Origin of the sequence: Novosphingobium sp. SL115 (genome assembly GCF_026672515.1) — a bacterium.
Lineage (GTDB): Bacteria > Pseudomonadota > Alphaproteobacteria > Sphingomonadales > Sphingomonadaceae > Novosphingobium.
In genome coordinates, this window is the sequence record NZ_JAPPRG010000002.1 from 1,263,795 (window position 1) to 1,288,530 (window position 24,736).

General features: G+C 61.9%; 22 protein-coding genes, 1 tRNA gene and 1 riboswitch. Of the genes, 13 read left to right on the forward strand and 10 right to left on the reverse strand.

Features of this window, described 5'->3' with window-relative positions:
- Positions 1–318 precede the first annotated feature (318 nt).
- Positions 319–392, reverse strand: a tRNA-Gly gene (locus tag OVA07_RS07630).
- A gap of 154 nt (positions 393–546) precedes the next feature.
- On the opposite strand from OVA07_RS07630, the gene OVA07_RS07635 reads away from it, so the two are divergent.
- From OVA07_RS07635 to OVA07_RS07645, 3 genes are all read left to right on the forward strand, one after another.
- Complete coding sequence (locus OVA07_RS07635; protein WP_268170860.1) at positions 547–837, forward strand: DUF2218 domain-containing protein; 291 nt, start codon at positions 547–549, stop codon at positions 835–837.
- 94 nt (positions 838–931) lie between these two features.
- Entirely contained in the window at positions 932–1,876 is a 945-nt protein-coding gene (locus OVA07_RS07640) for a fumarylacetoacetate hydrolase family protein (protein WP_268170861.1), read from the forward strand.
- A gap of 62 nt (positions 1,877–1,938) precedes the next feature.
- Positions 1,939–4,059 (forward strand): acetate--CoA ligase family protein, encoded by a 2,121-nt coding sequence (locus OVA07_RS07645; protein ID WP_268170862.1) that lies wholly within the window; start codon positions 1,939–1,941, stop codon positions 4,057–4,059.
- Positions 4,060–4,114: 55 nt separating this feature from the next.
- Here the strand turns inward: OVA07_RS07645 and OVA07_RS07650 are convergent, their stop codons facing one another.
- From OVA07_RS07650 to lgt, 6 genes are all read right to left on the reverse strand, one after another.
- Positions 4,115–4,651 carry an adenine phosphoribosyltransferase gene (locus OVA07_RS07650; RefSeq protein WP_268170863.1) on the reverse strand — a complete coding sequence of 179 codons (537 nt, stop codon included), beginning with the start codon at positions 4,649–4,651 and terminating at the stop codon, positions 4,115–4,117.
- A gap of 79 nt (positions 4,652–4,730) precedes the next feature.
- Positions 4,731–5,546 (reverse strand): cytochrome c1, encoded by an 816-nt coding sequence (locus tag OVA07_RS07655; RefSeq protein WP_268170864.1) that lies wholly within the window; start codon positions 5,544–5,546, stop codon positions 4,731–4,733.
- A gap of 32 nt (positions 5,547–5,578) precedes the next feature.
- Positions 5,579–6,868, reverse strand: a complete 1,290-nt coding sequence (locus OVA07_RS07660) for a cytochrome b (protein ID WP_268170865.1) — start codon at positions 6,866–6,868, stop codon at positions 5,579–5,581.
- Positions 6,869–6,879: 11 nt separating this feature from the next.
- A complete protein-coding gene (gene petA / locus OVA07_RS07665; protein WP_268170866.1) occupies positions 6,880–7,458 on the reverse strand; it encodes a ubiquinol-cytochrome c reductase iron-sulfur subunit in 579 nt (192 codons plus the stop codon).
- A 269-nt stretch (positions 7,459–7,727) separates the two neighbouring features.
- Positions 7,728–8,711: a class I SAM-dependent methyltransferase gene (locus OVA07_RS07670; protein WP_268172648.1), complete on the reverse strand. Its 984-nt coding sequence runs from the start codon at positions 8,709–8,711 to the stop codon at positions 7,728–7,730.
- Positions 8,712–8,767: 56 nt separating this feature from the next.
- Positions 8,768–9,667: a prolipoprotein diacylglyceryl transferase gene (gene lgt / locus OVA07_RS07675; RefSeq protein ID WP_268170867.1), complete on the reverse strand. Its 900-nt coding sequence runs from the start codon at positions 9,665–9,667 to the stop codon at positions 8,768–8,770.
- Between the two features lie 156 nt (positions 9,668–9,823).
- Between lgt and OVA07_RS07680 the strand changes: the two genes are divergently transcribed.
- The 3 genes from OVA07_RS07680 (at position 9,824) to OVA07_RS07690 (ending at position 14,978) form a co-directional block, all read left to right on the forward strand.
- Complete coding sequence (locus tag OVA07_RS07680; RefSeq protein ID WP_268170868.1) at positions 9,824–11,536, forward strand: class I adenylate-forming enzyme family protein; 1,713 nt, start codon at positions 9,824–9,826, stop codon at positions 11,534–11,536.
- Positions 11,537–11,620: 84 nt separating this feature from the next.
- On the forward strand, positions 11,621–14,362 hold the full coding sequence (locus OVA07_RS07685) for a [protein-PII] uridylyltransferase (protein WP_268170869.1): 2,742 nt from the start codon (positions 11,621–11,623) through the stop codon (positions 14,360–14,362).
- Positions 14,363–14,417: 55 nt separating this feature from the next.
- Positions 14,418–14,978, forward strand: a complete 561-nt coding sequence (locus tag OVA07_RS07690; protein ID WP_268170870.1) for a YqgE/AlgH family protein — start codon at positions 14,418–14,420, stop codon at positions 14,976–14,978.
- Between the two features lie 9 nt (positions 14,979–14,987).
- Here OVA07_RS07690 and bfr read toward each other — a convergent pair whose 3' ends face one another.
- Both bfr and OVA07_RS07700 read right to left on the reverse strand, forming a co-directional pair.
- Positions 14,988–15,467 carry a bacterioferritin gene (gene bfr / locus OVA07_RS07695; protein WP_268170871.1) on the reverse strand — a complete coding sequence of 160 codons (480 nt, stop codon included), beginning with the start codon at positions 15,465–15,467 and terminating at the stop codon, positions 14,988–14,990.
- Between the two features lie 149 nt (positions 15,468–15,616).
- Complete coding sequence (locus OVA07_RS07700; protein WP_268170872.1) at positions 15,617–15,793, reverse strand: (2Fe-2S)-binding protein; 177 nt, start codon at positions 15,791–15,793, stop codon at positions 15,617–15,619.
- A 138-nt stretch (positions 15,794–15,931) separates the two neighbouring features.
- Positions 15,932–16,065: riboswitch (SAM-I-IV-variant riboswitch) on the forward strand.
- A gap of 45 nt (positions 16,066–16,110) precedes the next feature.
- On the opposite strand from OVA07_RS07700, the gene OVA07_RS07705 reads away from it, so the two are divergent.
- From OVA07_RS07705 to OVA07_RS07735, 7 genes are all read left to right on the forward strand, one after another.
- The gene (locus OVA07_RS07705) at positions 16,111–17,019 is read left to right on the forward strand and encodes a homoserine O-succinyltransferase (protein WP_268170873.1); all 909 of its coding nucleotides are present in this window, start codon (positions 16,111–16,113) and stop codon (positions 17,017–17,019) included.
- Positions 17,020–17,161: 142 nt separating this feature from the next.
- Positions 17,162–17,365, forward strand: coding sequence for a 50S ribosomal protein L35 (gene rpmI / locus OVA07_RS07710; protein ID WP_039333769.1), 204 nt, complete (start codon positions 17,162–17,164; stop codon positions 17,363–17,365).
- Between the two features lie 13 nt (positions 17,366–17,378).
- The gene (gene rplT / locus OVA07_RS07715) at positions 17,379–17,741 is read left to right on the forward strand and encodes a 50S ribosomal protein L20 (RefSeq protein WP_268170874.1); all 363 of its coding nucleotides are present in this window, start codon (positions 17,379–17,381) and stop codon (positions 17,739–17,741) included.
- A gap of 186 nt (positions 17,742–17,927) precedes the next feature.
- Positions 17,928–18,758 carry a helix-turn-helix domain-containing protein gene (locus OVA07_RS07720; RefSeq protein ID WP_268170875.1) on the forward strand — a complete coding sequence of 277 codons (831 nt, stop codon included), beginning with the start codon at positions 17,928–17,930 and terminating at the stop codon, positions 18,756–18,758.
- Positions 18,759–18,816: 58 nt separating this feature from the next.
- On the forward strand, positions 18,817–19,917 hold the full coding sequence (gene pheS, locus OVA07_RS07725; protein ID WP_268170876.1) for a phenylalanine--tRNA ligase subunit alpha: 1,101 nt from the start codon (positions 18,817–18,819) through the stop codon (positions 19,915–19,917).
- On the forward strand, positions 19,914–22,304 hold the full coding sequence (pheT, locus tag OVA07_RS07730; protein WP_268170877.1) for a phenylalanine--tRNA ligase subunit beta: 2,391 nt from the start codon (positions 19,914–19,916) through the stop codon (positions 22,302–22,304). Before pheS ends, pheT begins: the two co-directional genes overlap by 4 nt.
- The gene (locus OVA07_RS07735; RefSeq protein ID WP_268170878.1) at positions 22,301–23,182 is read left to right on the forward strand and encodes an aldose 1-epimerase family protein; all 882 of its coding nucleotides are present in this window, start codon (positions 22,301–22,303) and stop codon (positions 23,180–23,182) included. Before pheT ends, OVA07_RS07735 begins: the two co-directional genes overlap by 4 nt.
- Here OVA07_RS07735 and OVA07_RS07740 read toward each other — a convergent pair.
- Positions 23,179–24,723, reverse strand: coding sequence for a tryptophan halogenase family protein (locus OVA07_RS07740; protein ID WP_268170879.1), 1,545 nt, complete (start codon positions 24,721–24,723; stop codon positions 23,179–23,181). The two genes, OVA07_RS07735 and OVA07_RS07740, sit on opposite strands and share 4 nt — an antisense overlap.
- Positions 24,724–24,736 lie beyond the last annotated feature (13 nt).

Consider the following 24,736-nt stretch of genomic DNA (forward strand, 5'->3'; position numbering starts at 1 on the left):
CCCGTAACAGTGTCAGCCAAATATCTCCGTATTGGTGATTTCTCTCGGAGGACATCGGCTATACCATTAGTAAAACTACGTAAATTCTCCCAGAGAATGGTAAACAGATTGATAACGCCTGAAATTTATGCCGAAAATTCAGTGGCTGGTGATTGCCGTAGAACCGGTGCCCCGTCGGGGGCATTTGCCAAGGCAACACGGGACGACATTTTCCAGCTTCCGCTTGTCTCTCAGGAAGCGTGACGGCGCAGGAAAGGACCGAAAAACAAAGGTTTCCGGCTGGCTGTAGCGATGTGGGTGATGTCGGTGGACGGGAGATGGAGCGGGTAGCGGGAATCGAACCCGCATAGCCAGCTTGGAAGGCTGGAGCTTTACCACTAAGCTATACCCGCTCAGGCCGAGCGGCCTTTGGTGATGGGCGCTTGCCATGCCTTGCGCTGACTCGTCAACCTCGGATCTTTGAAAGTTCTCAGGGTAAGGGTTGACGAAAGAGTTTAAAGATATATCTTAGAAAGATCAAAACTGATCTGGAAAGAGACTCCTGCCATGTCTGCAAGCCGCGCCATCGTGCCTACCACCAATGCCAGCCGCTATCTTCAGCAGCTTTGCAAGCATTGGGGCCACAAATTTGAAGTGACGTTTGACCCGCACAACGGACGGGTAAATCTGCCGTTCGGGCCGGTTGACCTGAACGCTACCGAAACCGACCTGAACGTCACTTGCCGCATCACCGGCGACGGCGATCTGGACCGGATGCAGCAGGTGGTGGCCGATCACCTGAATCGCTTTGCCCATCGTGAAGGCGAACTGGCGTTCGATTGGCAGCCGGTCGACTAACATTCACGGAATTTATCGCTTTCGATAAAAACCATTCCTTTGTGGCAGGTGGGCCAGCCGGGTAGTCGGTCCTGATCGACATCAGGAGAGTGACATGCGGCTGGCGACATTGAACAACGGAACCCCGGACGGTCGGCTGGTGATTGTTGCGCCAGATGGCGGGCATTCGGCCAATGCGTCGGTACAGACGTTGCAGCAGGCGATCGAGCAATGGGACATGGTGGCCCCGCAACTGGCGGCGACTGCGGTGTTTCCTGATATGATCGATCCTGCCGCCGTGGCTGCGCCTTTGCCGCGTGCGTGGCAGTGGCTGGATGGATCGGCGTTTCCGGCGCACGGCGATCTGATGGATGCGGTGCTGGGGATTACCAAGCCCAAGACCGATGTGCCGCTGATGTATCAGGGCATGTCCGACACGTTCCTGTCCCCGCTGGCTGACGCGCGTTTTCCGTCGGAGGAACTGGGCATCGATTTTGAGGGCGAATTTGGCGTGATCGTCGATGCGGTGCCGATGGGCACCAGCGCGGCCGATGCCATGGGGCATATCAAGCTGATCGTGCAGATCAACGACTGGTCGTTGCGCACGCTGGCCGGGCCGGAAATGAAGACAGGGTTCGGCTGGGTTCAGGCCAAGCCGGTTTGCGGCATGGCACCCTTTGCGGTGACGCCGGATGAACTGGGTGACAACTGGCGCGACGGGCGGGTGTGCCTTGACCTGCTGGTGGACTGGAATGGCCAGCGGTTTGGCGCGGCCAATGGCGCGCCGATGGCGTTCGGGTTCCATGAACTGGTGGCCCATGCCGCCCGCACGCGCGATCTGGTTGCGGGCACGGTGATCGGGTCCGGCACAGTGTCCAACGCTAATTTCCGCGAGATCGGATCATCGTGCGTGGCCGAGCGGCGCGGGATCGAAGTGGTCGATCTGGGTGAGCCGAAAACCGCATTCATGGCGTTTGGCGACGACGTGCGGATGGAGGCGGTGGATGGCGCGGGCCATGCGCCGTTCGGGGTGCTGCACCAAAGGGTTGTGCGGGCCTGAAGCGGAGTCACTTTACCTTCTTCCGATAATTGTTATAGCGCATAGCGAAATCGGAGGATGCCATGACCGTTGAGCCGAATCTCTCGCACGCTGCGCTGGACCGTTTCCTGCGCCCGAAGTCCGTTGCCGTTGTTGGCGCATCGGACAAGCCGGGCGCATTGGGCGCTACACTGCTGACCAATCTTGATCGCAATGGCTATGCCGGGGCGATCTATCCGGTGAACCCCAAGCGCGAAGAGATCATGGGCAAGCGGTGCTATGCCTCGGTCGATGCGCTGCCCGAAGGCGTGGATGTGGCTGTGCTGGCCATTCCGCGCGCGGGTGTGCTGGACGCGGTGAAGGGCCTTGCCGCGCGCAAGTGCGGCGGCGTGGTGATCTTTTCGGCAGGCTTTGCCGAAGGTGGCGAGGAAGGCCTTGCCGAACAGCGCGAGATTGCCCGGATCGCGCACGAAGCAGGCATGGTGGTCGAAGGGCCGAACTGCCTTGGTCTGGTCAACTATGTCGACCGTATCCCGCTGACGTTTGTGGAAACCAATGCGGTGCCACCTGCAGGCAAGCGGGCCATTGGCATCGTATCGCAATCGGGCGCGATGGCGGCGGTGCTGGGCACGATGCTGCTGGCGCGCGATGCGGGCGTTTCCTATTCGGTGTCGACTGGCAACGAAGCGGCCAGTGGCGTTGAAGATTATGTGAACTGGCTGGTCGATCAGGACGATACCCATGTGATCGCCATGATCGTGGAACAGTTCCGCAAGCCGCAGGCGTTCCTTGCCGCAGCGAAGCGGGCGAAGGCCGCAGGCAAGCCGGTTGTGCTGCTGCATCCGGGCAAGTCCAGCGCGGCGCGCGAATCTGCCGCCACGCACACCGGCGCAATGGCGGGCGATTACAAGCTGATGCGGGCCATGGTAGCGCGCGCGGGCGTGATCTTTGCCGAAACGCTGGAAGAGCTGGGCGATATCGCCGAAATCGCGGTGCGCTGTCCGGCGCTGCCTTCGGGCAAGACGGCGGTTCTGGGCGAATCGGGCGCGTTCAAGGCGCTGACGCTGGATCTGGCGGAAGAACTGGAACTGCCGCTGGCGGACCTGCACGACGAGGATTCGCCGCTGCTGCGTGCCGCGCTGCCGCCGTTTGTGCCTGTGTCGAACCCGCTGGACATTACCGCGCAGGGCCTTTCGGAACCGGCGATTTATACCCGCTGCATCGACGCGCTGCTGAACGATGACCGGGTCGGCACGGTGTTTGCCGGGATCATTCAGGCCGAGGCGATCACTTGCGCGATCAAGTTCCCGGCCATCCTTGCCGCGGTTGAAGGCAAGGTGCTGACCAAGCCGGTGATCTTTGCCGGGCTGGACGAAGGCGCGGAAGTTCCGGTGGAGCGCATTGCCGCGCTGCGGGCGGCGGGCATTCCATGGTTCCCCACCACCGAACGCGCATTGCGGGCCGTGACCCGGTTGACGCACTGGGCAGCGCAGGACTTGTCGGTCAACGACCTGCCTGCAACGCCGCTGAACGGGCTGGACGTGGTTTCCGGCGTGATTCCTGAATACAAGTCGAAGGATCTGCTGGGACCGATTGGCGTGTCCTTCCCCAAGGGCGGTTTTGCGGCTAGTGCCGACGCGGCTGTCGCGGCGGCGGATGCCGTGGGCTATCCGGTGGCGATGAAGGCACAGGCCGCCGCGCTGGGCCACAAGAGCGATGCGGGCGGGGTGATCCTGAACCTTGCCGATGGCGGTGCGGTGCGCGAGGCGTGGGAGCGTATTCATGCCAATGTCGCGGCCTATTCGGCCAGCATCGCGCTGGATGGCGTGCTGATCGAAGCGATGGGCAAGCGTGGCATGGAAATGATCGTGGGCGCCAAGAACGATCCCGAATGGGGTCCGGTGGTGCTGGCGGGCTTTGGCGGCGTGACCGCTGAAATCCTGCAGGACGTGCGCCTGCTGACTGCGGACCTCACGCAGGATGCGGTTGAGGCCGAACTGATGAAGCTGAAAAGCGCGGCGCTGCTGACCGGCTATCGCGGATCGCCCCCGCTGGACGTGCCCGCGCTGGCGGCGCTGATCGTCAAGGTTGGGCAGGTGCTGCGCGCCGAACCTTCTATCCGCGAGATCGACCTGAACCCGGTGATCCTGCATCCGCTGGGCGAAGGCGTGGTTGCGCTGGATGCGCTGATGCTGGTGGATTGAGCGTCAGGCCAGATGAAAATACAAAGGGCGGTCCGGTTGGGCCGCCCTTTTTGGTTCAATGCCCCGGAAAGTGCATGAGGGCTTCGACGGTAAGGCCTGCGTCGCGCAGGCGGGCTGCGCCGTGGAGGTCGGGGAGGTCGATCACGAAGAGGGCGTGGGTGACGTTGGCACCGGCACTGCGCAGAAGTTCGGTGGCGGCCAGAGCGGTGCCGCCGGTGGCGATGAGATCATCGAGGATGACGACGCGCTGGTCTTTGAGGATGGCGGTGGGGTCCATTTCCAGACGATCACGGCCGTATTCCAGCTTATAGTCGACGCCGATGGTGGGGACGGGCAGCTTGCCTGGTTTACGCACGGGGATGAAGCCGAGGCCCATGCGGGCGGCGACGGCAGCCCCGAAGATGAAGCCTCGCGCCTCCATGCCTGCCAGCGCCTGTGCGCCTGCGTTGCGGGCCATGGTGGCAAGGTGATCGATGGTGGCGGCAAAGCCTTCGCCGTGGGCGATCAGCGTGGTGATATCACGGAACAGGATACCGGGCGCGGGGAAGTCTGGCACGGTGCGCACCAGCGCTTTGAGATCATCAGGTGTCATCGCGGCGGGATGCTATCGCCAGATACGAAAAAGGCCACCGTTTCCGGTGGCCTTTTTGTTTTGCCGAAAGGCGACTGTCTTAGTGCTTATCAGCCCAGACGTTCTTCTTGGCGAGATAGGCAAGAACCGTTGCCATCAGCAGGAAACCGAGGACGGCCCAACCGGTCTGCTTGCGCTTGTCCAGCTTGGGTTCGGCGGTCCAGATGAGGAACGCCGAAACGTCCTGAGCCATCTGGTCGACGGTTGCCTTGGTGCCATCCGAATAGGTCACCTGACCTTCGCCGGAAAGCGGCGCAGGCATGGAGAGGTTCAGGTTGGCGAAGTAGGGGTTGTAGTGCAGGCCATCCGGGGTCTTGGCATCCGGGAACTTCTTGAGAAGTTCAGCCGGCTGTTCCTGATACCCGGTCAGCAGCGAGTAGGTGTAAGCACCGCCATCGTGACGGGCCTTGGTCAGCAGCGACAGGTCGGGCGGGCTACCCTGACCGGCGTAATATACGACCGGGAAGTAGTCCGACGCGATGTTGTCACGTTCGCCACGTTCGCCAGTCTTGGCGTCGAACGTCGGCTGCTTGGTGCCCCACTGCTTGGCAATCGCCTTCACTTCGGCTTCCGAGTAGCCGAGAGCGGCCAGATCGCGGAAGGCGACGTGCTTGAGCGAGTGGCAGGTGGCGCAGACTTCCTTGTAAACCTGGAAGCCGCGCTGAAGCTGCGCCTTGTCAAACTTGCCGAAGGCGCCATCGCTGGCGAAGTGCACCTTCTTGGGGTGGAGATGGAACTCGTGCTCAGCCGTGGCGGCTGCGGGTTCCGTAATCGCGGTGTAGGCGCCGTTACCGAACGACCAGAGCAGCGCGACTGCGAAGAACAGGCCTACCAGGGGGCCAAAAAGACGGACCATGGGGTTCTCTTTCTCTTACGCTTCGGGCTGGCTCAGGCAGCGGGGTTGGCGTTGAGCACAGCGCTCTCATCCTTGCCGAGAACGGCTTCGGTGATCGAGAACGGAAGCGGTTCCGGCTTCTCGATCGACGAGACGATCGGGAGGATGATGAGGAAGTGCGCGAAGTAGTACAGCGAGGCGAGCTGGCTGAGCATCACGTAGGGTTCTTCAGCCGGAGCGCCACCGCAGTAGAACAGCACGGCCATGGTCGGGATAAGGCCGAACCAGAAGAACTTGCGGAACAGCGGACGGTAGTGGCCCGAACGCACCGGCGAAGTATCCAGCCAAGGCAGGAAAAACCACACCAGGATCGCGCCGAACATGGCGAGCACGCCCATCAGCTTGGCCGGAATGAAGAAGAAGTCATAAGTGAAGGCGCGCAGGATCGCGTAGAACGGCCAGAAGTACCATTCGGGAACGATGTGTGCGGGCGTGGAAAGCGGGTTTGCCGGGATGTAGTTGTCCGGGTGGCCCAGTGCGTTGGGTGCGAAGAACAGCACCGCGCAGTAGATCAGCAGGAACACGCCCAGCCCGAAACCATCCTTTGCCGTGTAATACGGGTGGAACGGAACGGTATCGCTTTCGGTCTTCACTTCAACGCCGGTCGGGTTGGACGAACCGGGGATGTGCAGCGCCCAGATGTGCAGGATGATGACACCGGCAATCACGAAGGGCAGCAGGAAGTGGAGCGAGAAGAAGCGGTTCAGTGCGGCGTTGTCAGGCGCAAAACCGCCCAGCAGCCAGATTTGAATCGGTTCGCCAACGACCGGGATCGCGCCGAACAGGCCGGTGATGACCTTGGCACCCCAGAAGCTCATCTGGCCCCAGGGAAGCACGTAGCCCATGAAGGCAGTGGCCATCATCAGCAGGAAGATCACGACGCCCAGCAGCCAGATCATCTCACGCGGGGCCTTGTACGATGAGTAGAAGAAGCCACGGAAGATGTGCAGGTAAACGACGACGAAGAAGGCCGACGCACCGTTGGCGTGCGCATAGCGCAACATCCAGCCCCAGTTCACGTCACGCATGATGTGTTCGACCGAATCGAACGCAACGCCAGCGTTGGCGGCATAATGCATCGCAAGGATGACGCCGGTGACGATCTGAAGAACCAGACAGAACCCGGCGAGAACGCCGAAATTCCACATGTAGTTGAGGTTGCGGGGCACCGGGTAACCGGCGCCAACCGCGTTATATACGAAGCGCGGCAGAGGCAGCTTTTCGTCAAGCCACTGCGTCAGGCCATTGCCCGGCTTGTATTCGTTCGCCCAGGGAAAGCTCATGAGTCCTGTCCTCAGCCGATCTTCACGACAGTGTCGGAGATGAATGAATATTCGGGCACTTCGAGGTTCTTAGGTGCCGGACCTTTGCGGATGCGCGCTGCGGTATCGTAGTGCGAACCATGGCACGGGCAGAAGTAACCGCCGAATTCACCCTTCACTTCACCTTCGCCAGCGCCCAGCGGCACGCAGCCGAGGTGGGTGCAGACGCCCATGGTGATGAGCCAGTTGGTCTTGCCTTCCTTGGTGCGTTCTTCCAGCGTTTGGGGATCGCGCAGCGAAGATGCGTCAACCTTGTCGGCCGAAGCGATTTCTTCCGCAGTCAGGTTGCGGATGAACACCGGCTGCTTGCGGAACACCGCCTTGATCGCCTGGCCCGTCTGGATCGCCGAAATGTCGATCTCAGTCGAGCTTTGCGCCAGAACGTCCGCCGAGGGCGCCATCTGACTTACCAGCGGAAGCACGACGGCCAAGCCGCCCACACCCGCAAAACTCACCGCCGCGATATTGATGAAATCGCGCCGGCGCACGCCTTCCCCGGTCGCTTCCGGCCCGGAAACTACCGAAGTGTCGATGCTCGCCTCATCAGCCATTGAAATTCCCTGCCTGCTGCCGCCGCGCACGCGGATCGCGCACGGTCCAACTTGCCCCTTTTGGAGCGACCAGGAATTTCCGAAAAGGAAAAACACCGGCCGCACGGGAACCGGACGCGCGCAAACGCGGCGCGGCGGCCCCCACTTGGCGGGCCTGATAGACGCAAAGCAGCGCCTTTGCCAACAGGCATTTTGGTATGGGGTGAACCACGGTTTTCCGCCAGTTTCACGCAAGGCGGGGCAGATTGGGCCAAGATCGGGGAGATTCGCTAGAACGCGGCGCCATCGGGCCAGTCGGGTCCGGCAACGCCCATGACCTTGAACAGGCTGCCCATCTGGTCGGCATCGATCAGCCTGTCGCGCGCCACGGCGATGTCTGCGGCATGGGTAGGGGAGAATGCGGCCAGCGCATCGGCGCGGGCGTCGATTCCCAAGGCGCGCAGCCATGCGCCCTGTTCCACCGTGCCAAGCCAGCGCACGCCGCGCGACTGGGCGATGGGAGCCAATGCGGCGAAATCGACATGGGCGGTAAGGTCTGCTTCGCCGGGAGCTGTGAAGACATCGACTTTGCGGTGGGCGCGGACGGCCTGAAGCGTGGAGCCGAAGCGGGGTTGGTCGTAACCGTAATCGATGAACAGCGCTGCGCCGCCTTGCGTGGCCAGGCGGCCTGCGACTTCGAACAGGACAGCAGCGCAGGCGGGTGAGGTTTCGAGAATCGTGTCTTCGGGGGCATCGGCCCGCGCGGCAGGGACGGCATTGTCCATCGGCTGCGTGCCGGCCACGGGTAACAGCGCATCGTCTTCGAGGCCAACCATGCGTTCGCGCCAGCCATGGGCGGTTTTCACCAACTGGCGGACGGGTAGGGCATCGAGAAATTCGTTGGCGACGATCAGCAGGGGGCCGCTTGCAGGCAGGGTGGACAGATCATCATGCCAGATGGCTTGTGGGTGCAGCGCGTTCTGCAGCGCTTTCAGGGCAGGGCTGGTTTCGACAAAATGCACCTGCGGGTCGAGGCCATAGCGCCGCGCAGCGCCCAGCGCATCACGCGCCAGCGTGCCGCGACCGGGGCCGAGTTCGACATAGTGGACCGGCTTTGGCCGTCCGGCGCGAATCCAGATATCGGCCAGCCACAGCCCGATCAGCTCCCCGAACATCTGGCTGATTTCGGGCGCGGTGATGAAATCGCCGGTCGTGCCAAGCGGGTCGCGGCTGGCGTAGTAGCGGGCGTTCGATTCGGCCATGTAATGGGCCATGCTGATCGGCCCGGTATTGACGATCAGCCGTGTGAACGTTTCAAGCAGCGGAGCCTTCACGCAGGAGCGGTTCCCGTGGCCGAAAGCGGTTTGCGAGCCAGCGCGGTTGCGAGGAAGGCCAGGCCGATGGCCATCATCGGCACGGTCAGCCACTGGCCCATGGAAAGGCCGGTGCGCAGCGCGAAATCGAGCAATTGGGCATCAGGTTCGCGGAAATATTCGACGATGAAGCGCGCAAGGCCATAGCCGAAGCCGAACACGCCGACGAGCAGGCCGGGCCGCCAGCGCGCCTTGGTCTTCCAGAACAGGAAGAGCAGCAAGAGCATCAGCACCAGCCCTTCGAGCGCGGCTTCGTAAAGTTGGCTGGGGTGGCGGGCGATGGGGCCTCCGCCAGGAAAGACCATGGCCCAGGGCACGTCAGGTTCGGCTTGCCGACCCCACAGTTCGCCGTTCATGAAATTGGCGAGGCGGCCGAACAGCAGCCCGAATGGGGTGCAGACCGCGATGTAATCGCATACTCGAATGAAGTTGAGGCCGCCGCGCCAGGCAACCCATGCCATGGCGACGACGGTGCCGATCAGCCCGCCATGGAAGCTCATCCCGCCTTCCCAGAGCTTCAGCAGGTTTTGCGGATGGGCGAACAGTTCCGGCGCGTAAAATGTGGCGTAACCCAGCCTGCCCCCCAGAATGATGCCGAGGGTGGCATAGAAGAACAGGTCGTCGGCATGGCGCTGTGCCATGGGGGCGCCGGGCTGGCGGATCATCTTTGACAGGTGCCAGTAGCCCAGCACGATGCCTGCCAGATAGGCCAGCGAATACCATTTGAGGGCGAAGAAACCGAGATCGAGCGCGATGGGTGAAACGCCCAGTTCGTCCCAGCGAATCGGGGCCGCAGCCCCCGCAGACGCGGCTGACGTTACGGCAAGCGCGGTTGCTGTTGACAGTAGTGACAGCAAGTTGCGAACTCCCTAGAACTTTCTGAACGGACCCGTTTCCATGCTGCCAAACGCGCCCCTTTGGGGTAGCCTATTGGCACAGGGCGAAGGGCACAGGCAAACCCGAAAAGGCGCACGGATGATGTGTCTGCGGGCGAGGATATTTGAAAGGACGTCATGAAGACCGAACTGGACCTTGCCATGGATCGCGCATTTGGCGCGTTGACCGCTGAAGGCGGCATGTTCCACACGGTTCCGATCCGGCGGTTTGACCGGGATTTGCCGATGATTGCGGCGGCACCGCCACACTTGCCCGCATACTTTGCCTATTTCGCGGCAACGCAGGGTGAAAAGACGTTCATCGTTGATGGCGATACCCGCCTGAGCTTTGCCGATATCTATAAGGCGGCGCGCCATGTGGCGGGCGGTCTGGTGGAGGGCCATGGTCTGCAGAAGGGCGAGCGCGTGGGCATTGCCGCGCGCAATTCGGCCAACTGGGTGATCGCCTATATGGCGGTGCTGATGGCGGGCGGCTGCGTCACGCTGCTGAACGGATGGTGGCAGGGCGAAGAACTGGCCCATGGTGTCGATCTGGTGGGATGCCGGTTTCTGATTGCCGACGGCGCGCGGGCCAAGCGACTGGAAGGCCATGCTCACGGTGCGCAGCTTTTGCCGATGGTGCATGATTGCGGCTATGAGCAGGGCCTTGCCGCATTGCTGGCCAAGGGCGGCGGCATGGATACGTTGCTGCCCGAACTGACCGGCGATGATCTGGCAACGGTGCTGTTCACGTCCGGGTCCACGGGCATGGCCAAAGGTGCCTATTCCGATCATCGCGGTGTGGTGCAGGGCACGATGAACTATGTCGCCCAATCGGTGGCGATGCTGTCGATCCTGACCGCGCGGGGTGAAGGCCCTGCGCCCGATGCGCAGCCGACCACGCTGGTCAACGTGCCGCTGTTCCATGTGACGGGTGAAGTGCCGGTATTCCTGCAATCTTTCGCATTGGGCCGCAAGCTGGTGCTGATGGCCAAGTGGGATGCCGAAGAAGCGATGCGGCTGATCGAGAAGGAAAAGGTCAGCTACTTCGTCGGTGTGCCGCTGATGAGCTTTGAAATTGCCACGCACCCTGACCGTGACAAATACGACCTTTCGACCTGCGTTTCCTTTGCCGCAGGCGGCGCGCCACGTCCGGTGGAGCATGTGGACCGCATCCGTAAGGCGCTGCCCCATGCCTTCCCGCTGCTAGGCTATGGCTTGACCGAGACGAACGGGGTGGGCTGCGGCAATCTGAACGAAAACTATCTGGCCAAGCCCGGCAGCACCGGCACAGCATCGCGCCCGTTGGTGGATCTGGCCATTCTGGATGATGCGGGCAATGCTTTGCCGCAGGGCGAGGTGGGCGAAGTGTCGATCCGGTCCATCGCCAATTTCCTGGGGTATTGGGACAACGAGAAAGCCACGCGCGAAGCGATCATGCCCGACGGGTATTTCCGGTCGGGCGACCTTGGGTATCTGGACCCTGAGGGTTATCTGTTCATCGTCGACCGCAAGAAGGACATCATCATTCGCGGCGGCGAAAACATTTCGTGCATCGAAGTGGAAAGCGCGATCTATGCCCACCCCTGCATTGCCGAAGCGAGCGTGTTCGGCCTGCCGGATGAAAAGCTGGGTGAAGTTCCGGCGGCGGTCTATCTGGCGAAGGAAGGCTGTTCGGCCACTGAGGACGAACTGCGCGAATTTCTGAAGGAGCATATCGCGCCGTTCAAGATTCCGGTGCGGTTCTGGGAAGTGGATGAGGCCTTGCCGCGTCTTGGCACGGAAAAGGTGGACAAGCGGTCCTTGCGCGAACGCTATACCCGCGAATGGCTGGAGGCGGGGATGGCCTGAAACGCCCTGTTGCCGCCCGTGATTGTTGTTGGTCCTGAGCCAGTTGTTATTGGACGGTAACGCCTGAAAGTCTAAAGGGGAGGCATGATGCTTCCCCGGATTGCCAACCAGCGTGCCATCGTTGACCGCCGCGCACTTGCCGATGCGGTTGCCGCCGCCTTTGCCGAGCAGGGCGAGAAGTCGCGCCCTGCGGTGGTGGAACTGCTACGCGATGCGTTGAAGGCAGGCCGGGCGGAGCTCGCGCGGCGGCTGGAGGCCAAGCCTTCTGCAGGCGCCGAATGCGCGCAGGGGCAGGCGTTTCTGGTCGACCAGCTGGTGCGGGTGATCCACGATCATATCGTGGCCCGCGTCTATCGCGCCAGTAACCGGTCCACCGGAGAGCGGATCGCCGTGCTGGCGGTGGGTGGATATGGCCGGGGTGAAATGGCCCCGCATTCTGACGTGGACATTGCTTTCGTCACCCCGATCAAGCCGACGTCGTGGTGCGAGCAGGTGATTGAGGCCATGCTCTATTTCCTGTGGGATCTGGGGCTGAAAGTGGGCCATTCCAGCCGTTCGCTGGACGAAGTGGTGCGCATGGCGAAAAGCGACCTGACCATCCGCACGGCGTTGCTGGAAGGCCGCTATGTGTGGGGTGACCGCGACCTGTTTGACGAGGCTTCGCGCAGGTTCTGGGCCGAAGTGGTGGACGGCACCGAAAAGCAGTTCGTGGCCGAGAAGCTGCAGGAGCGGAACGACCGGCACAAGCGGCTGGGCGACAGTCGCTATGTGGTCGAACCCAACGTGAAAGAGGGCAAGGGCGGGTTGCGTGACCTGCACACGCTGTACTGGATCGGCAAATATATCCACAAGGTGCGCGATGCGTCCGAGCTGGTAGATGTGGGCCTGCTGACGGCGGAGGAATATCGCGCATTCCGTCGGGCCGAGAACTTTTTCTGGGCGGTGCGCTGCCACCTGCATACCATCACCAACCGCACCGAAGACCGGCTGACGTTTGACCTGCAGCGCGAAGTGGCGACGCGGATGAACTTTGCCGACCGTCCCGGCAAAAGCGCGGTCGAACGGTTCATGCAGTACTTCTTCCTTCAGGCCAAGGAAGTGGGATCGCTGACAGGGGTGTTTCTGGCGCAGTTGGACGGCCAGTTCGCGCGGCAGAAGCGGGGCTTTTTTGCGTCGCTGCGCAGCCGCAAGAAGAAGGTAGGCGCTTTCGTGATCGAGGGCGGGAAGCTGGGCGTTCCCACCGACGACATCTTTCAGAAAGACCCGGCGCGGCTGCTGGAGCTGTTTGTGGTGGCCGACCGTGAAAAGGTGGAAATCCACCCCGAAGCGATGCGCATCGCGCGGCGCGATTCAGGGCTGATCGACGCGGGCGTGCGCAAGGATGCGCGCGCCAACGCGCTGTTCCTTGATCTGCTGACCAGTCGCAACGATCCCGAAACGGTGCTGCGCTGGATGAACGAGGCGGGTATATTTGGCCGGTTCGTGCCCGATTTTGGCCGGGTGGTGGCGCAGATGCAGTTCGATATGTACCACCACTATACTGTGGATGAGCATACGATCCGTGCGATCGGCCTGCTTGGCAGCATCGAAAAGGGCGAGGTCAAGGCCGACCATCCGCTGGCCAGTGAAGTGGTGGGCAAGGTGGCTTCGCGTCGGGTGCTGTATGTGGCGACGCTGCTGCACGACATTGCCAAGGGGCGGCGCGGTGACCATTCCGTGCTGGGCGCTGAAGTTGCGATGAAGCTGTGCCCGCGGCTGGGCCTTTCGGCGGCAGAGACGGAACTGGTGGCGTGGCTGGTGCGATGGCACCTGTTGATGAGCGCCACCGCGTTCAAGCGCGATCTGGCCGATTACAAGACCATCGCCGATTTCGTGAACACCGTGCAAAGCGTGGAACGTCTGCGCCTGCTGCTGATCCTGACCATCGTGGACATTCGCGCGGTGGGGCCGGGGGTGTGGAATTCGTGGAAGCGGCAGTTGCTGGGCGATCTGTATGTATCGGCCGAGGAAATGCTGCGGCTGGGCCACAAGCAACATGGCCGGGCAGAGCGCATTGCCGCAAAGAAAAAGGCCGTGGCGGCGATCCTGAAGGAGCGCGATGCGCTGATCGGCACGGTCGGGCGGCAGCTTTCGGATGCCTACTGGATTGCCGAGCCGGAAGACATCATCGTGCTGAACCTGCAGCAGATGGACCGCGCACTGGGCGAGCCGCTTTCGGTGGAAGCGCACTGGTATCCGGCGCGCGGGGCGACGCTGGTGACAGTGCTGGCGGCAGACCATCCGGGGTTGTTCTATCGCATTGCCGGCGGCATCCATCTGGCGGGCGGCAACATCATTGATGCGCGCATCCACACCGCGCGCAACGGAACGGCGGTCGACAACTTCCTGGTGCAGGATCCGCTGGGTCGTCCGTTGAACGAGGCGACGCAAATCGAGCGGTTGAAGAACGCGATTGCCGATGCACTGGCCAACCGGGTGAAGCTGGTGCCGCAACTGGCGGCGCGGCCACTGGCTCGCCCGCGGGCAGATGCGTTTGATGTGCGCCCGATCGTGATCTTTGACAACAAGGCGTCGAACCGGTTCACCGTGATCGAAGTGGGCGCGCGAGATCGGCCCGCCTTGCTCAATCGTCTGGCACGGGCCTTGTTCGAGGCACGGCTGATCGTCCATTCGGCGCATATCGCGACATATGGCGAACGCGCGGTCGATACGTTCTATGTGACTGACGTGCTGGGCGAAAAGATCGACAGCGACAGCCGGATGAAGACGGTGGAGAAAAAGCTGCTGGATGCGGCAGAAGATCGCAAGGTCAAGGTGGCGGCGTGATCGGTCGTGCGGATGGGACTGGCAACCGAGGCTGCCTGACCCTATCTTTGGCAGCATGAGCGAAGCGGAATATCTGGGCGGTCGATTGTTGTTGGCGATGCCGGGCATGGGCGATGCGCGGTTCGACCATGCCGTGATCGCGATGTGCGTGCATGATGAAAATGGCGCGTTGGGCATCGGCATTGGCAAAGTGCGCGATGGGCTGACGCTGCATGGCCTTTTGGAGGACGTGGGCATCGACCCTGGCGTGGCGCCCGATATGCCGGTGCTGGAAGGTGGGCCGGTGGAAACGGCGCGAGGTTTTGTCCTGCATTCCGACGACTGGGGCGGAGAGGAAAGCGTGACGGTGAACCCATTGTGCCGCCTGTCCGCATCGCTGGATATCCTGCGCGCGATTGCGCAAGGGCGCGGGCCAAGCCGGTTTCTGGTTGCGCTCGGGTATGCCGGATGGGGCGCAGGGCAGCTTGAAGGCGAGATGCGCCACCACGGCTGGCATGCTGCGCGCGGGTGTTCCGACATTCTGTTCGGCACGCCAACAGGGCGGCGCTGGATTCAGGCGTGGAAGCGCGAGGGGATCGACCCCTCGCACCTTGCTGCCCAGACGGGCAGCGCCTGATCTGCCGGTTCAGGCCTCGCTGGCTTCGCTGTTGAGCTGGACGTAATTGGCAAGGCCCATGCGTTCGATCATGTCGAACTGCTTTTCGATTACGTCGACGTGCTCTTCCTCGCTTTCGAGGATTTTCTGGAACAGGTCGCGGCTGACGTAATCGCGCACTTCTTCGCAATAGGCGATGGCATCGCGCAGCAGGGGCAGCGCGTCCATTTCAAGCGCGAGATCGGCTTTCAGGATTTCTTCGACCGATTCGCCCACGCGCAACCGGCCCAGTGCCTGAAAGTTGGGCAGGCCATCGAGAAATAGGATGCGATCCGCCAACAGGTCGGCGTGCTTCATCTCGTCGATCGATTCGTGGCGTTCGTATTCGGCCAGTTTCTTGATGCCCCAGTTGGCGAGCAGGCGATAATGCAGCCAGTACTGGTTGATCGCGGTCAGCTCGTTCAGGAGCGCCTTGTTCAGAAACTCGATGACTTTGGCGTCACCCTTCATCGCGTGATCCTTCAAACTTGAATTTTACGGGAAATTTGAAAGGATTCTACGCGGGTTACTCGCGAAGGCAAAGCGCGAACGACTCGCATGCGGGAGCGAAAAATTCTGGATTTTGCGCGAAAATGCGACGCTTTTTCAGCTCGCATCGATCAGGCGAAAGCGCAGGCCCGTTCGTCGGAAATCACATCATCGGCATCTTCGAGGCACTGGCGGCACTGGGGTTTGTAGCCAAGGCGGCCATAGATGTCTTCTGCCTGTCCGGCATGGCAACGCGCTGCAGAACGAATGTCCTTTTCACGAATGGCGTTGCAGATGCAGATGAACATGACAGGCTCTCCGGCTCGGCTGATATTGCCAATGGTTCGCATTAATAATGCGATAAAATCGCAATAGCAAGAGGGCGCGTGCCTGCATTGACGTTCTTGCATCATGGTTGCGCACGCGCAGCAGACCTATTACATGAAGAATCACATCGAGAGTTGGGGTGACGCCTCAACGCCAACCTGCCTTCCGGGCAAGGTGGCACCTGAACCGGCCAGCCAGCATTCTGGACATCCGGGAATGGGATGTGGCCGATCCGGCAACCAAACGGACTCAGTCGCAGGCGTCTTCCTCGTTCAGATTTGAAGAGAAAGACCGTCCAGTGCCGATCAGGATTGCCGACAACCTCCCCGCCCGCCGCACACTTGAGGCCGAAGGCGTGATCGTGATGGGCGTGACCGAGGCGGCCCGGCAGGACATTCGCCCGCTGCGGATCGCCCTGCTAAACCTGATGCCGGACAAGATCACCACCGAAACGCAGATTACGCGCCTGCTGGGGGCAACGCCGTTGCAGGTGGAACTGGAACTGCTGCGTATTTCCGATCACGTCAGCAAGAATACCTCTGCCGGTCACATCACCGAGTTCTATCGGCCATGGGAAGATGTGCAAGCCGAGAAGTTCGACGGTCTGATCGTGACCGGGGCACCGGTGGAAACGATCCCTTTCGAGGAAGTGACATACTGGGACGAGTTGCGGCGCATCTTTGACTGGTCGCAAAACCACGTTCACCGTACGCTTTCAGTGTGTTGGGGTGCGATGGCGGCGCTGTACCATTTCCATGGGATCGAAAAACATCCACTGCAGAACAAGGCATCGGGGGTGTTCCGCCACATCAACCATGCCCCGGCCAATCCGTGGATGCGCGGGTTGCCCGACGTGTTCGACGTGCCTGTTTCACGCTGGAGCGAGGTGCGCCGTGAAGACCTGCCCGAAGGGCGGGGGCTTTCGGTTCTGGCCGACAGCCCGGAAACCGGCCTGTGCCTGATCGACGATCCAGCGCAGCGCACGCTGCACATGTTCAACCATCTGGAATACGATACGCTGACGCTGGCTGGTGAATATGCGCGTGATGAAGCAGGCTATTTGCCGCGTCACTATTTCCCCGGCGATGACCCGCAGGCGATGCCCGCAAATACCTGGCGTGGGCACGGGCATCTGCTGTTCGGCAACTGGATCAACGAGACGTATCAGACGACAGCGTTCGATCTGGCCGACATCGGCAAAGGATAATGGCAGCTCGGAACAAGACTCGCCTTGCCTTTCGGATGTGCTTCGCCTAACGGCCCCAGCTTCAACCGACGCGGATTCGATGATCGGCCTGGCCACAAGGGCTGCCAAGGCAGATCGGACGCATCGTAATCAGGAGACGAAAATGCCCAAGATGAAGACGAAGAGCGGCGTGAAAAAGCGCTTCAAGCTCACCGCCACCGGCAAGGTGAAGCACGGCGTTGCCGGCAAGCGCCACCGCCTTATCAGCCACAACGCCAAGTACATCCGCCAGAACCGCGGCACTGACGTGATCTCCGACGCCGATGCGAAGGTTATCAAGAAGTGGGCGCCCTACGGGCTGAACTGAGGAGCGCTGACTAATGAGCCGTATCAAACGTGGTGTAACCACCAAAGCCAAGCATAAGCGGATTTTGGATCAGGCGAAGGGCTATCGTGGCCGTCGCAAGAACACCATCCGCGTTGCCCGCCAGGCCGTCGAAAAGGCCGGCCAGTATGCCTATCGCGACCGCAAGGTTAAGAAGCGCAGCTTCCGCGCCCTGTGGATCCAGCGCATCAACGCTGCTGTCCGCGCCGAAGGCCTGACCTATTCGCAGTTCATCCACGGCACCAAGCTGGCCGGGATCGAACTGGACCGCAAGACCATGGCTGACCTTGCCATGAACGAAGGCGCGATCTTCACCACGGTGATCGCCCAGGCCAAGGCAGCCCTTCCGGCAGCCTGAACCGTTCGGTTTGCGAAATGAACAAAGGGGCCGGTTCCTGCTGGAGCCAGCCCCTTTTTCGTTGCGATTTGCGCAAGTGCGATGCACAGATATGCCCGACAGGTTTTAGTCAAAACAGATCGGGGCGTACACATCTTGACCGGGGACTGTTCAGTCCGGGTTCGATTCCATCGGCCGCCTGCGCCGTTGAGCCGCTATTTCACCACGTTCTATCTGACCGAAATCACCGTTCCCGATGGCGGGAAAGTGGCCGATCACCTCCATCCCGAATGGGCCAATCTGCGCATCTGCAGCGGCGATCTGCCGGTTTCGGAATTGCCGGGCATGCCAGTCGGCCGTGACATGACGGCGATTGTCACCGGGCCAACCAGTGTTCCGGTGCGCTTTACCGTTGGCTCCACGCGAATCTGGGGGGTGGGCTTTTTGCCGCTGGGCTGGGCGCGATATGTGCGAGCGCCTGCGCGCAGCCACGCCGACAAGTTCTATGATGTGGCGCAAGAGCGTTTTTTGGTGCCGTTCCGCGCGTTGGCGGAGCGCCTGTTCGCCGCGGTGCCTGACGAACAGGCCGAACTGCAACGGATCGTGGCGCACTTCATGGCCGGGCTGGACATGCCGCCCGATGACGACCCTCGCATCGTCGCCTGTCATACAGCCTTGCTGAATGCTGACATTGGCAGCGTGGCTGAAATGGCTGAAGCGTCAGGCGTGCCACAACATACGCTTGAACGGTTATGCGCCCGGAATTTCGGCTTTCCGCCGCGCTTGTTGCTGCGCCGCCAGCGCTTCATGCGCAGTCTGGTGCAGTATATGCTGGACCCATCGTTGCACTGGATCGGCGCGATTGACGGCCACTATCACGATCAGGCCCAGTTCGTGCGCGATTTCCACCGCTTCATGGGGATGAGCCCCAGCGAATATGCAGCCAGTCCCAAGCCTGTGTTGCAGGCGGTGATGCGGGCGCGGCAGGAATTTGTCGGCAGTGCAGTGCAGGCGCTCCATGCGCCGACCGCTTCATAGAGTTTGCGTTCAAGTCGGCACTTTGATTCTTGCGCGTTTCGGGCTAGCGGCAGCGGCCATGGAACAGCTCGATCAACAGCAGGCCGAAACGCTTTCGGCCATTGCAGAAGCGGCCACGCCCGAAGCGGTGGAAGCGATCCGTGTCTCGGCCCTTGGCAAGCAGGGGTGGGTCAGCGCGCTGCTGAAGTCCCTTGGCGGGATGACGCCGGAACAACGGCAGAGTGAAGGCCCCAAGATTCACGCCGCGCGTGAAGCGGTCACTGCTGCATTGGGCGAACGCAAGACCGCGCTGGAAGGCGCGGTGCTGGAAGCACGGCTGGCGGCTGAAACAATCGATCTTTCGCTGCCTGCGCCCGAAGCGCTGAAGGGTTCGGTCCACCCGGTTTCGCAGGTGATGGACGAGCTGGCCGAAATCTTTGCCGACATGGGTTTTGCCGTGGCAAGCGGGCCTGAGATCGAGGACGACTGGCACAACTTCACCGCGCTGAACATGCCGGAAACCCATCCGGCACGTGCAATGCACGATACCTTCTACTTCCCTGACAAGGATGCAGAAGGCCGCTCGATGCTGCTGCGCACCCATACTTCGCCGGTGCAGATCCGCACGATGCTGGCCGAAGGCGCCCCGCTGCGCATCATCGCGCCGGGCCGGGTCTATCGTTCGGATTCGGATGCCACGCACACGCCGATGTTCCACCAGATCGAAGGTCTGGTCATCGACAAGGGCATTCACCTTGGCCATCTGAAATGGACGCTGGAAACCTTCCTCAAGGCTTTCTTTGAACGCGACGACATCGTTCTGCGCCTGCGCCCCAGCTATTTCCCATTCACCGAACCTTCGGTGGAAGTGGACGTGGGCTATACGCTTATCAATGGTAAGCGCGTGGTCGGCGGCAGCGGCGATGCCGAAAACGGCGGCTGGATGGAAGTTCTGGGCAGCGGCATGGTCAACCGCAAGGTCATCGAATTCGGCGGGCTGGACCCGGATGAATGGCAGGGCTTTGCCTTTGGCACCGGCGTCGACCGGCTGGCCATGCTGAAATACGGCATGGACGACTTGCGCGCCTTCTTTGATGGCGATGCGCGGTGGCTGGGCCACTATGGCTTTGGCGCGCTGGACGTGCCGACCCTTTCTGGCGGTGTGGGAGTACGTTCGTGAAGTTCTCGCTCTCATGGTTGAAGTCGGTCCTCGATACCAAGGCCGATGCGCGCACCATCGCTGAAAAGCTGACCTCGCTGGGTCTGGAAATCGAAGGTGTCGAAGATGCTTCGGCGGCGTTGAAGACGTTTCGCGTGGCCCGCGTGCTGACCGCTGAAAAACACCCGCAAGCGGATAAACTGCAGGTGCTTTCGGTCGATGTCGGCGATGCCGCGCCGCTTCAGGTGGTGTGCGGTGCGCCCAATGCGCGCGCTGGTCTTGTCGGCGTGCTGGGCCTGCCGGGCGCCGTGGTTCCGGCCAATGGCATGACGCTGAAAGTGGCGGCGGTGCGCGGTGTCGAATCCAACGGCATGATGTGTTCGACGCGCGAACTGTGCCTGGGCGATGACCATGACGGTATCATCGAACTGCCCGCAGATGCGCCGGTTGGCACGACTTATGCCGACTATCTGGGATCGGACCCGGTGTTCGACGTGGCGATCACGCCCAACCGCCCTGATTGCATGGGCGTTTACGGCATCGCACGCGATCTGGCCGCAGCAGGCCTTGGCGTGTTGAAGCCGATTGCGGCGGCACCTGTTGCGGGCAGCTTTGCCTGCCCGGTGGACGTGCGCACCGACGATGCGGCAGGTTGCCCTGCGTTTTATGGCCGCGTCATTCGCGGGGTGCAGAATGGTCCCAGCCCCAAGTGGTTGCAGGATTTCCTGAAAAGCGCGGGCCAGCGCCCGATTTCGGCTTTGGTGGATGTCACCAACTTCGTGATGCTGGGCTATGGCCGTCCCGCCCACGCTTATGATCTGGCAAAGCTGTCGGGCGCGGTTGTGGCGCGCAAGGCGCAGGATGGCGAAAAGGTCATTGCGCTGAACGGCAAGGAATATGCGCTTGAGCCGTGGATGACGGTGATTGCCGACGATGCCGGGGTGCATGACATTGCCGGGATCATGGGCGGCGAACATTCAGGCTGTGGTGACGACACCACCGACGTTCTGCTGGAAGTTGCCTATTTCACGCCCGCGCAGATTGCTCGCACTGGGCAGGCGCTGGCGTTGGCATCGGATGCGCGGGGACGGTTTGAACGCGGGGTGGACCCGGCGTTCCTCGACACCGGCATGGATATCCTGACCAGCCTAATCCTTGAGATTTGCGGGGGTGAGCCAAGCGAGGTGATCCGCGCAGGCGAAGCACCGCTGGCACGCAAGACGGTGGCTTATAACACGGCCCTTGCGGGCAATCTGGGCGGGATCGACGTTGCCGATTCCGAACAGAAGCGCATTCTGGCTGCGCTGGGCTTTGACGTGGCGGATGACTGGATGGTCACAGTGCCGACGTGGCGCCCGGATGTGGATGGCGCGCCCGATATTGTCGAAGAAGTGATCCGCGTTCACGGGCTGGAGGCGGTGCCTTCAACCCCGCTGCCGCGTGCCGATGGTGTGGCCAAGCCGACCGCGACGGCTGCACAGATGCTGGAACGCCGGGTGCGCCGCGCTGCGGCTGCGCGCGGACTGCATGAAGCGGTAACGTGGTCGTTCCTGCCCGAAGCGGAAGCCGCGCACTTTGCCGATGGCGAGGCGATCTGGACGCTGGCCAACCCGATTTCCGAAGATCTGAAGGCGATGCGGCCTTCGCTGCTGCCGGGCCTGCTGTCTGCGGCACAGCGCAACCTGCATCGCGGCGCATCTTCGGTACGCGTGTTCGAGATTGGCCGCCGCTATCTGCGCGGAGCCAACGGCGCGAGCGATGAAAAGTTGAGCCTTGGCGTGGTGCTGGCGGGCGACCGTAGCGCGCGCGGCTGGGCCGTGGGCAAGGCGCAGGCGTTCGATGCTTTCGATGCCAAGGCCGAAGCGCTGGCGCTTCTGGCCGAAGCGGGCGCGCCGGTCGATAACCTTCAGGTGATGGGTGAGGCGGGGCCGCAGTTCCACCCCGGCCAGTCGGCCACGTTGCGTCTGGGGCCAAAGCAGGTTCTGGCGCGCTTTGGCATGTTGCACCCGGCAACGGCCAAGGCGTTCGACCTTGATGGGCCAGTGGCCGTGGTCGAGCTGTTCCTTGACCGTATCCCGGCCAAGAAGGGCGCTGGCGCCTTTGCCCGTCCGCACTTCGCGCCGCCCGCCTTGCAGGCGGTGACGCGCGACTTTGCCTTCCTTGTCGATGCAAATGTGCCTGCGGGTGATCTGCTGCGCAGCGTAAAGGGCGCGGACAAGCAGGCCATCGTCGCCGCACGGGTGTTTGACGATTTCCGCGGGGCAGGCGTGCCCGAAGGGCAGAAGAGCCTTGCCATCGAGGTGACGTTGCAGCCGGTCGACAAGTCGTTCGATGAGGCTGCGCTGAAAGCAATTGCCGACAAGGTTGTGGCTGCTGCTGCCAAGCAAGGAGGCACCTTGCGCGGATGACCGACAATCTGGTCACGATCGGTAGCGATGGCCTGACTGCGCGGATCAACCCGCAGGGGGCCGAAGTGTGGTCGCTGACCGATGGTGCTGGCCGCGAATACATGACCGATGCGGACCCGACCTTCTGGTCGGGTCATGCACCGCTGCTCTTCCCGATTGTGGGAACGCTGGCGGGCGATACGCTGCGGCTGGATGGACAGGGCTATACGCTGCCGCGCCATGGTTTTGCCCGGCGCAGCCGGTTTGCGCTGGCTCATCTGACTGACAACGAGGCGCGCTTTCGCCTGACCGATTCGCCCGATACCCGCGCGGTCTATCCGTTCGGTTTCGTGCTGGAGATGACGTTCCGGGTTGAAGGTATGACGCTGTTCACGCAAGCGTGCGTGAACAACCCCAATGCGAGCGACCTGCCTTTCAGCTTCGGCTATCACCCGGCTTTCGCATGGCCCCTGCCCGGTGGGGCGGACAAGGCGGCGCATAAGATCGTGTTCGCAGAGTCGGAGCCGCAGGATTTGCGCCGCGTCAGTCGGGAAACCGGTTTGCTGCTTCCCAAGGGCGAACCGACGCCGGTGCAGGGCCGCGAACTCGCGCTATCGCCCGACCTGTTTCGCGCCGATGCGATGATCTGGGATACCCTGACCAGCCGCGCCCTATCCTATGGCGCAGATGGCGGATCATGGTTGGACATTGCGTTTCCGGACAGCCCATCGCTGGGCCTGTGGCAGGTGCCGGGGGCAAATTACATCTGCATCGAACCATGGCAGGGCCACGCTGACCCCGAAGGTTTCGACGGTGATTTCAGGGACAAACCGGGCGTTGTCCTGCTGGATGCGGGCGCATCGCTCAGCTTTTGCATGGATGTGACGGTTCGGGGTTAACCGCCCGCTCGTTTGCGAATCTCTGTCAGCACGGCCCGATGGTCCGGCAACATGCCCAGTGCGCGGGCATGGGCGCTGGTGATGTTCTGTTTGAGACCCGCCCAGTTGCGCGCATCGACTTCACGCATGGGTTGCAGGTCGCGACCGCGATAGAAGCCTTTGCCGAAGAGCGCGGCGATGTAGGTGTTTTCATCGAAATAGTTGGTGCTGGCAAAATCGGCGCGAACTGGCAGGGTGTGCTTCCAGATGGCGAGGTTCTGTTCCAGTCGGGCGGATACCTTCATTTCATGGCGCTGGGCCTGCCAATAAGCCGTGTCTTCACGGCGCGACAGGCGATAGTGCAGGGCGATGTAGTCTGCCACTTCATCGTAAAGGTCGGTGACGCGCTGGTTGTAACGGTCGCGCAGTGCCGGTTCCCAACTTGAATCCGGAAAATAGTGCAGCAGCCATTTGATCGATGTTTCGACGGTGAAGATGGCCGAGGCTTCGAGAGGTTCGACAAAGCCGGAAGCAAGGCCGAGCGCGATGCAATTGCCTTCCCAACTGCGCGCAGTGCGGCCCACGCGCATGGGGATGACACGCATGTCATCAACCCGTGCCTGAGGGCCGAGGTAATCTGCAAATTCGCGCGCGGCATGTTCGTCGCTGCAATGTTGCCCGGAATAGATATAGCCGTTGCCGGTGCGATTATAGAGCGGGACGCGGAACGACCAGCCGTGGGGTAGGGCGGTGGCGCGGGTGGCAGGTTCCAGCGGCTCGTCAGGATTGGCGTGGGCCAGTTGGGTAACAACCGCGCGATCGTTCAGCAGGATGTGGCTGTAATCGACCAGCGGCACGCCCATGACCTTGTGGTGCAGCACGCTTTCGAAACCGCTGGCGTCGATCACCAGTTCCACCGGCATTTCGCGTCCATCGGCCAGTGTCAGCGCGGTTATGTGGCCGCGTTCGTCGCGATGAGCGCCGGTCACATCGGCCCCGGTGCGCTTTACACCGCGCTGTTCGGCATATTTGCGCAGGAATGGTGCAAAGGCGGCGGCATTGGTGTGGTAGGCATAGCGCAGGACGTGTTCGAACGGCTTTTGCCCCGGCATCTTGGGGGCCTTGTGCAGTTCAATGGCTTCGCGGCATGGGGAAACGACGCGGGCATAGTCTGCTCCCTGACCATAAGCCGCGCCGGTCAGTTCATAGCGTTCGAATTCCCACCCGGCGGTCAGGAAGCCGACGAAGGGGTTCACCCAGCTCATCGGCTTTTCGTCATCGGCGCGGTCCCACCCGACAAAATATCCGGCCACCTTGAACGTGGCGTCGGTGGTGAGGATGAATTCATCCTCAGGGATGCCAAGCTGTTCCAGCGTTTTTGCCATCGAAGGCGACAATGATTCGCCCACCCCGATGATCGGGATGCGTTCGGATTCGACCAGGTGAATTTCCAGTTCGCCGCGCTGCACCGCACCTTGCAGGCGGGTTACGAGGAACAGGGCGGAAAGCCAGCCGGTGGTGCCGCCGCCGACGATGGTGATATTGCGCAAAGGGGATGCCATGGGGCCAGCCAAG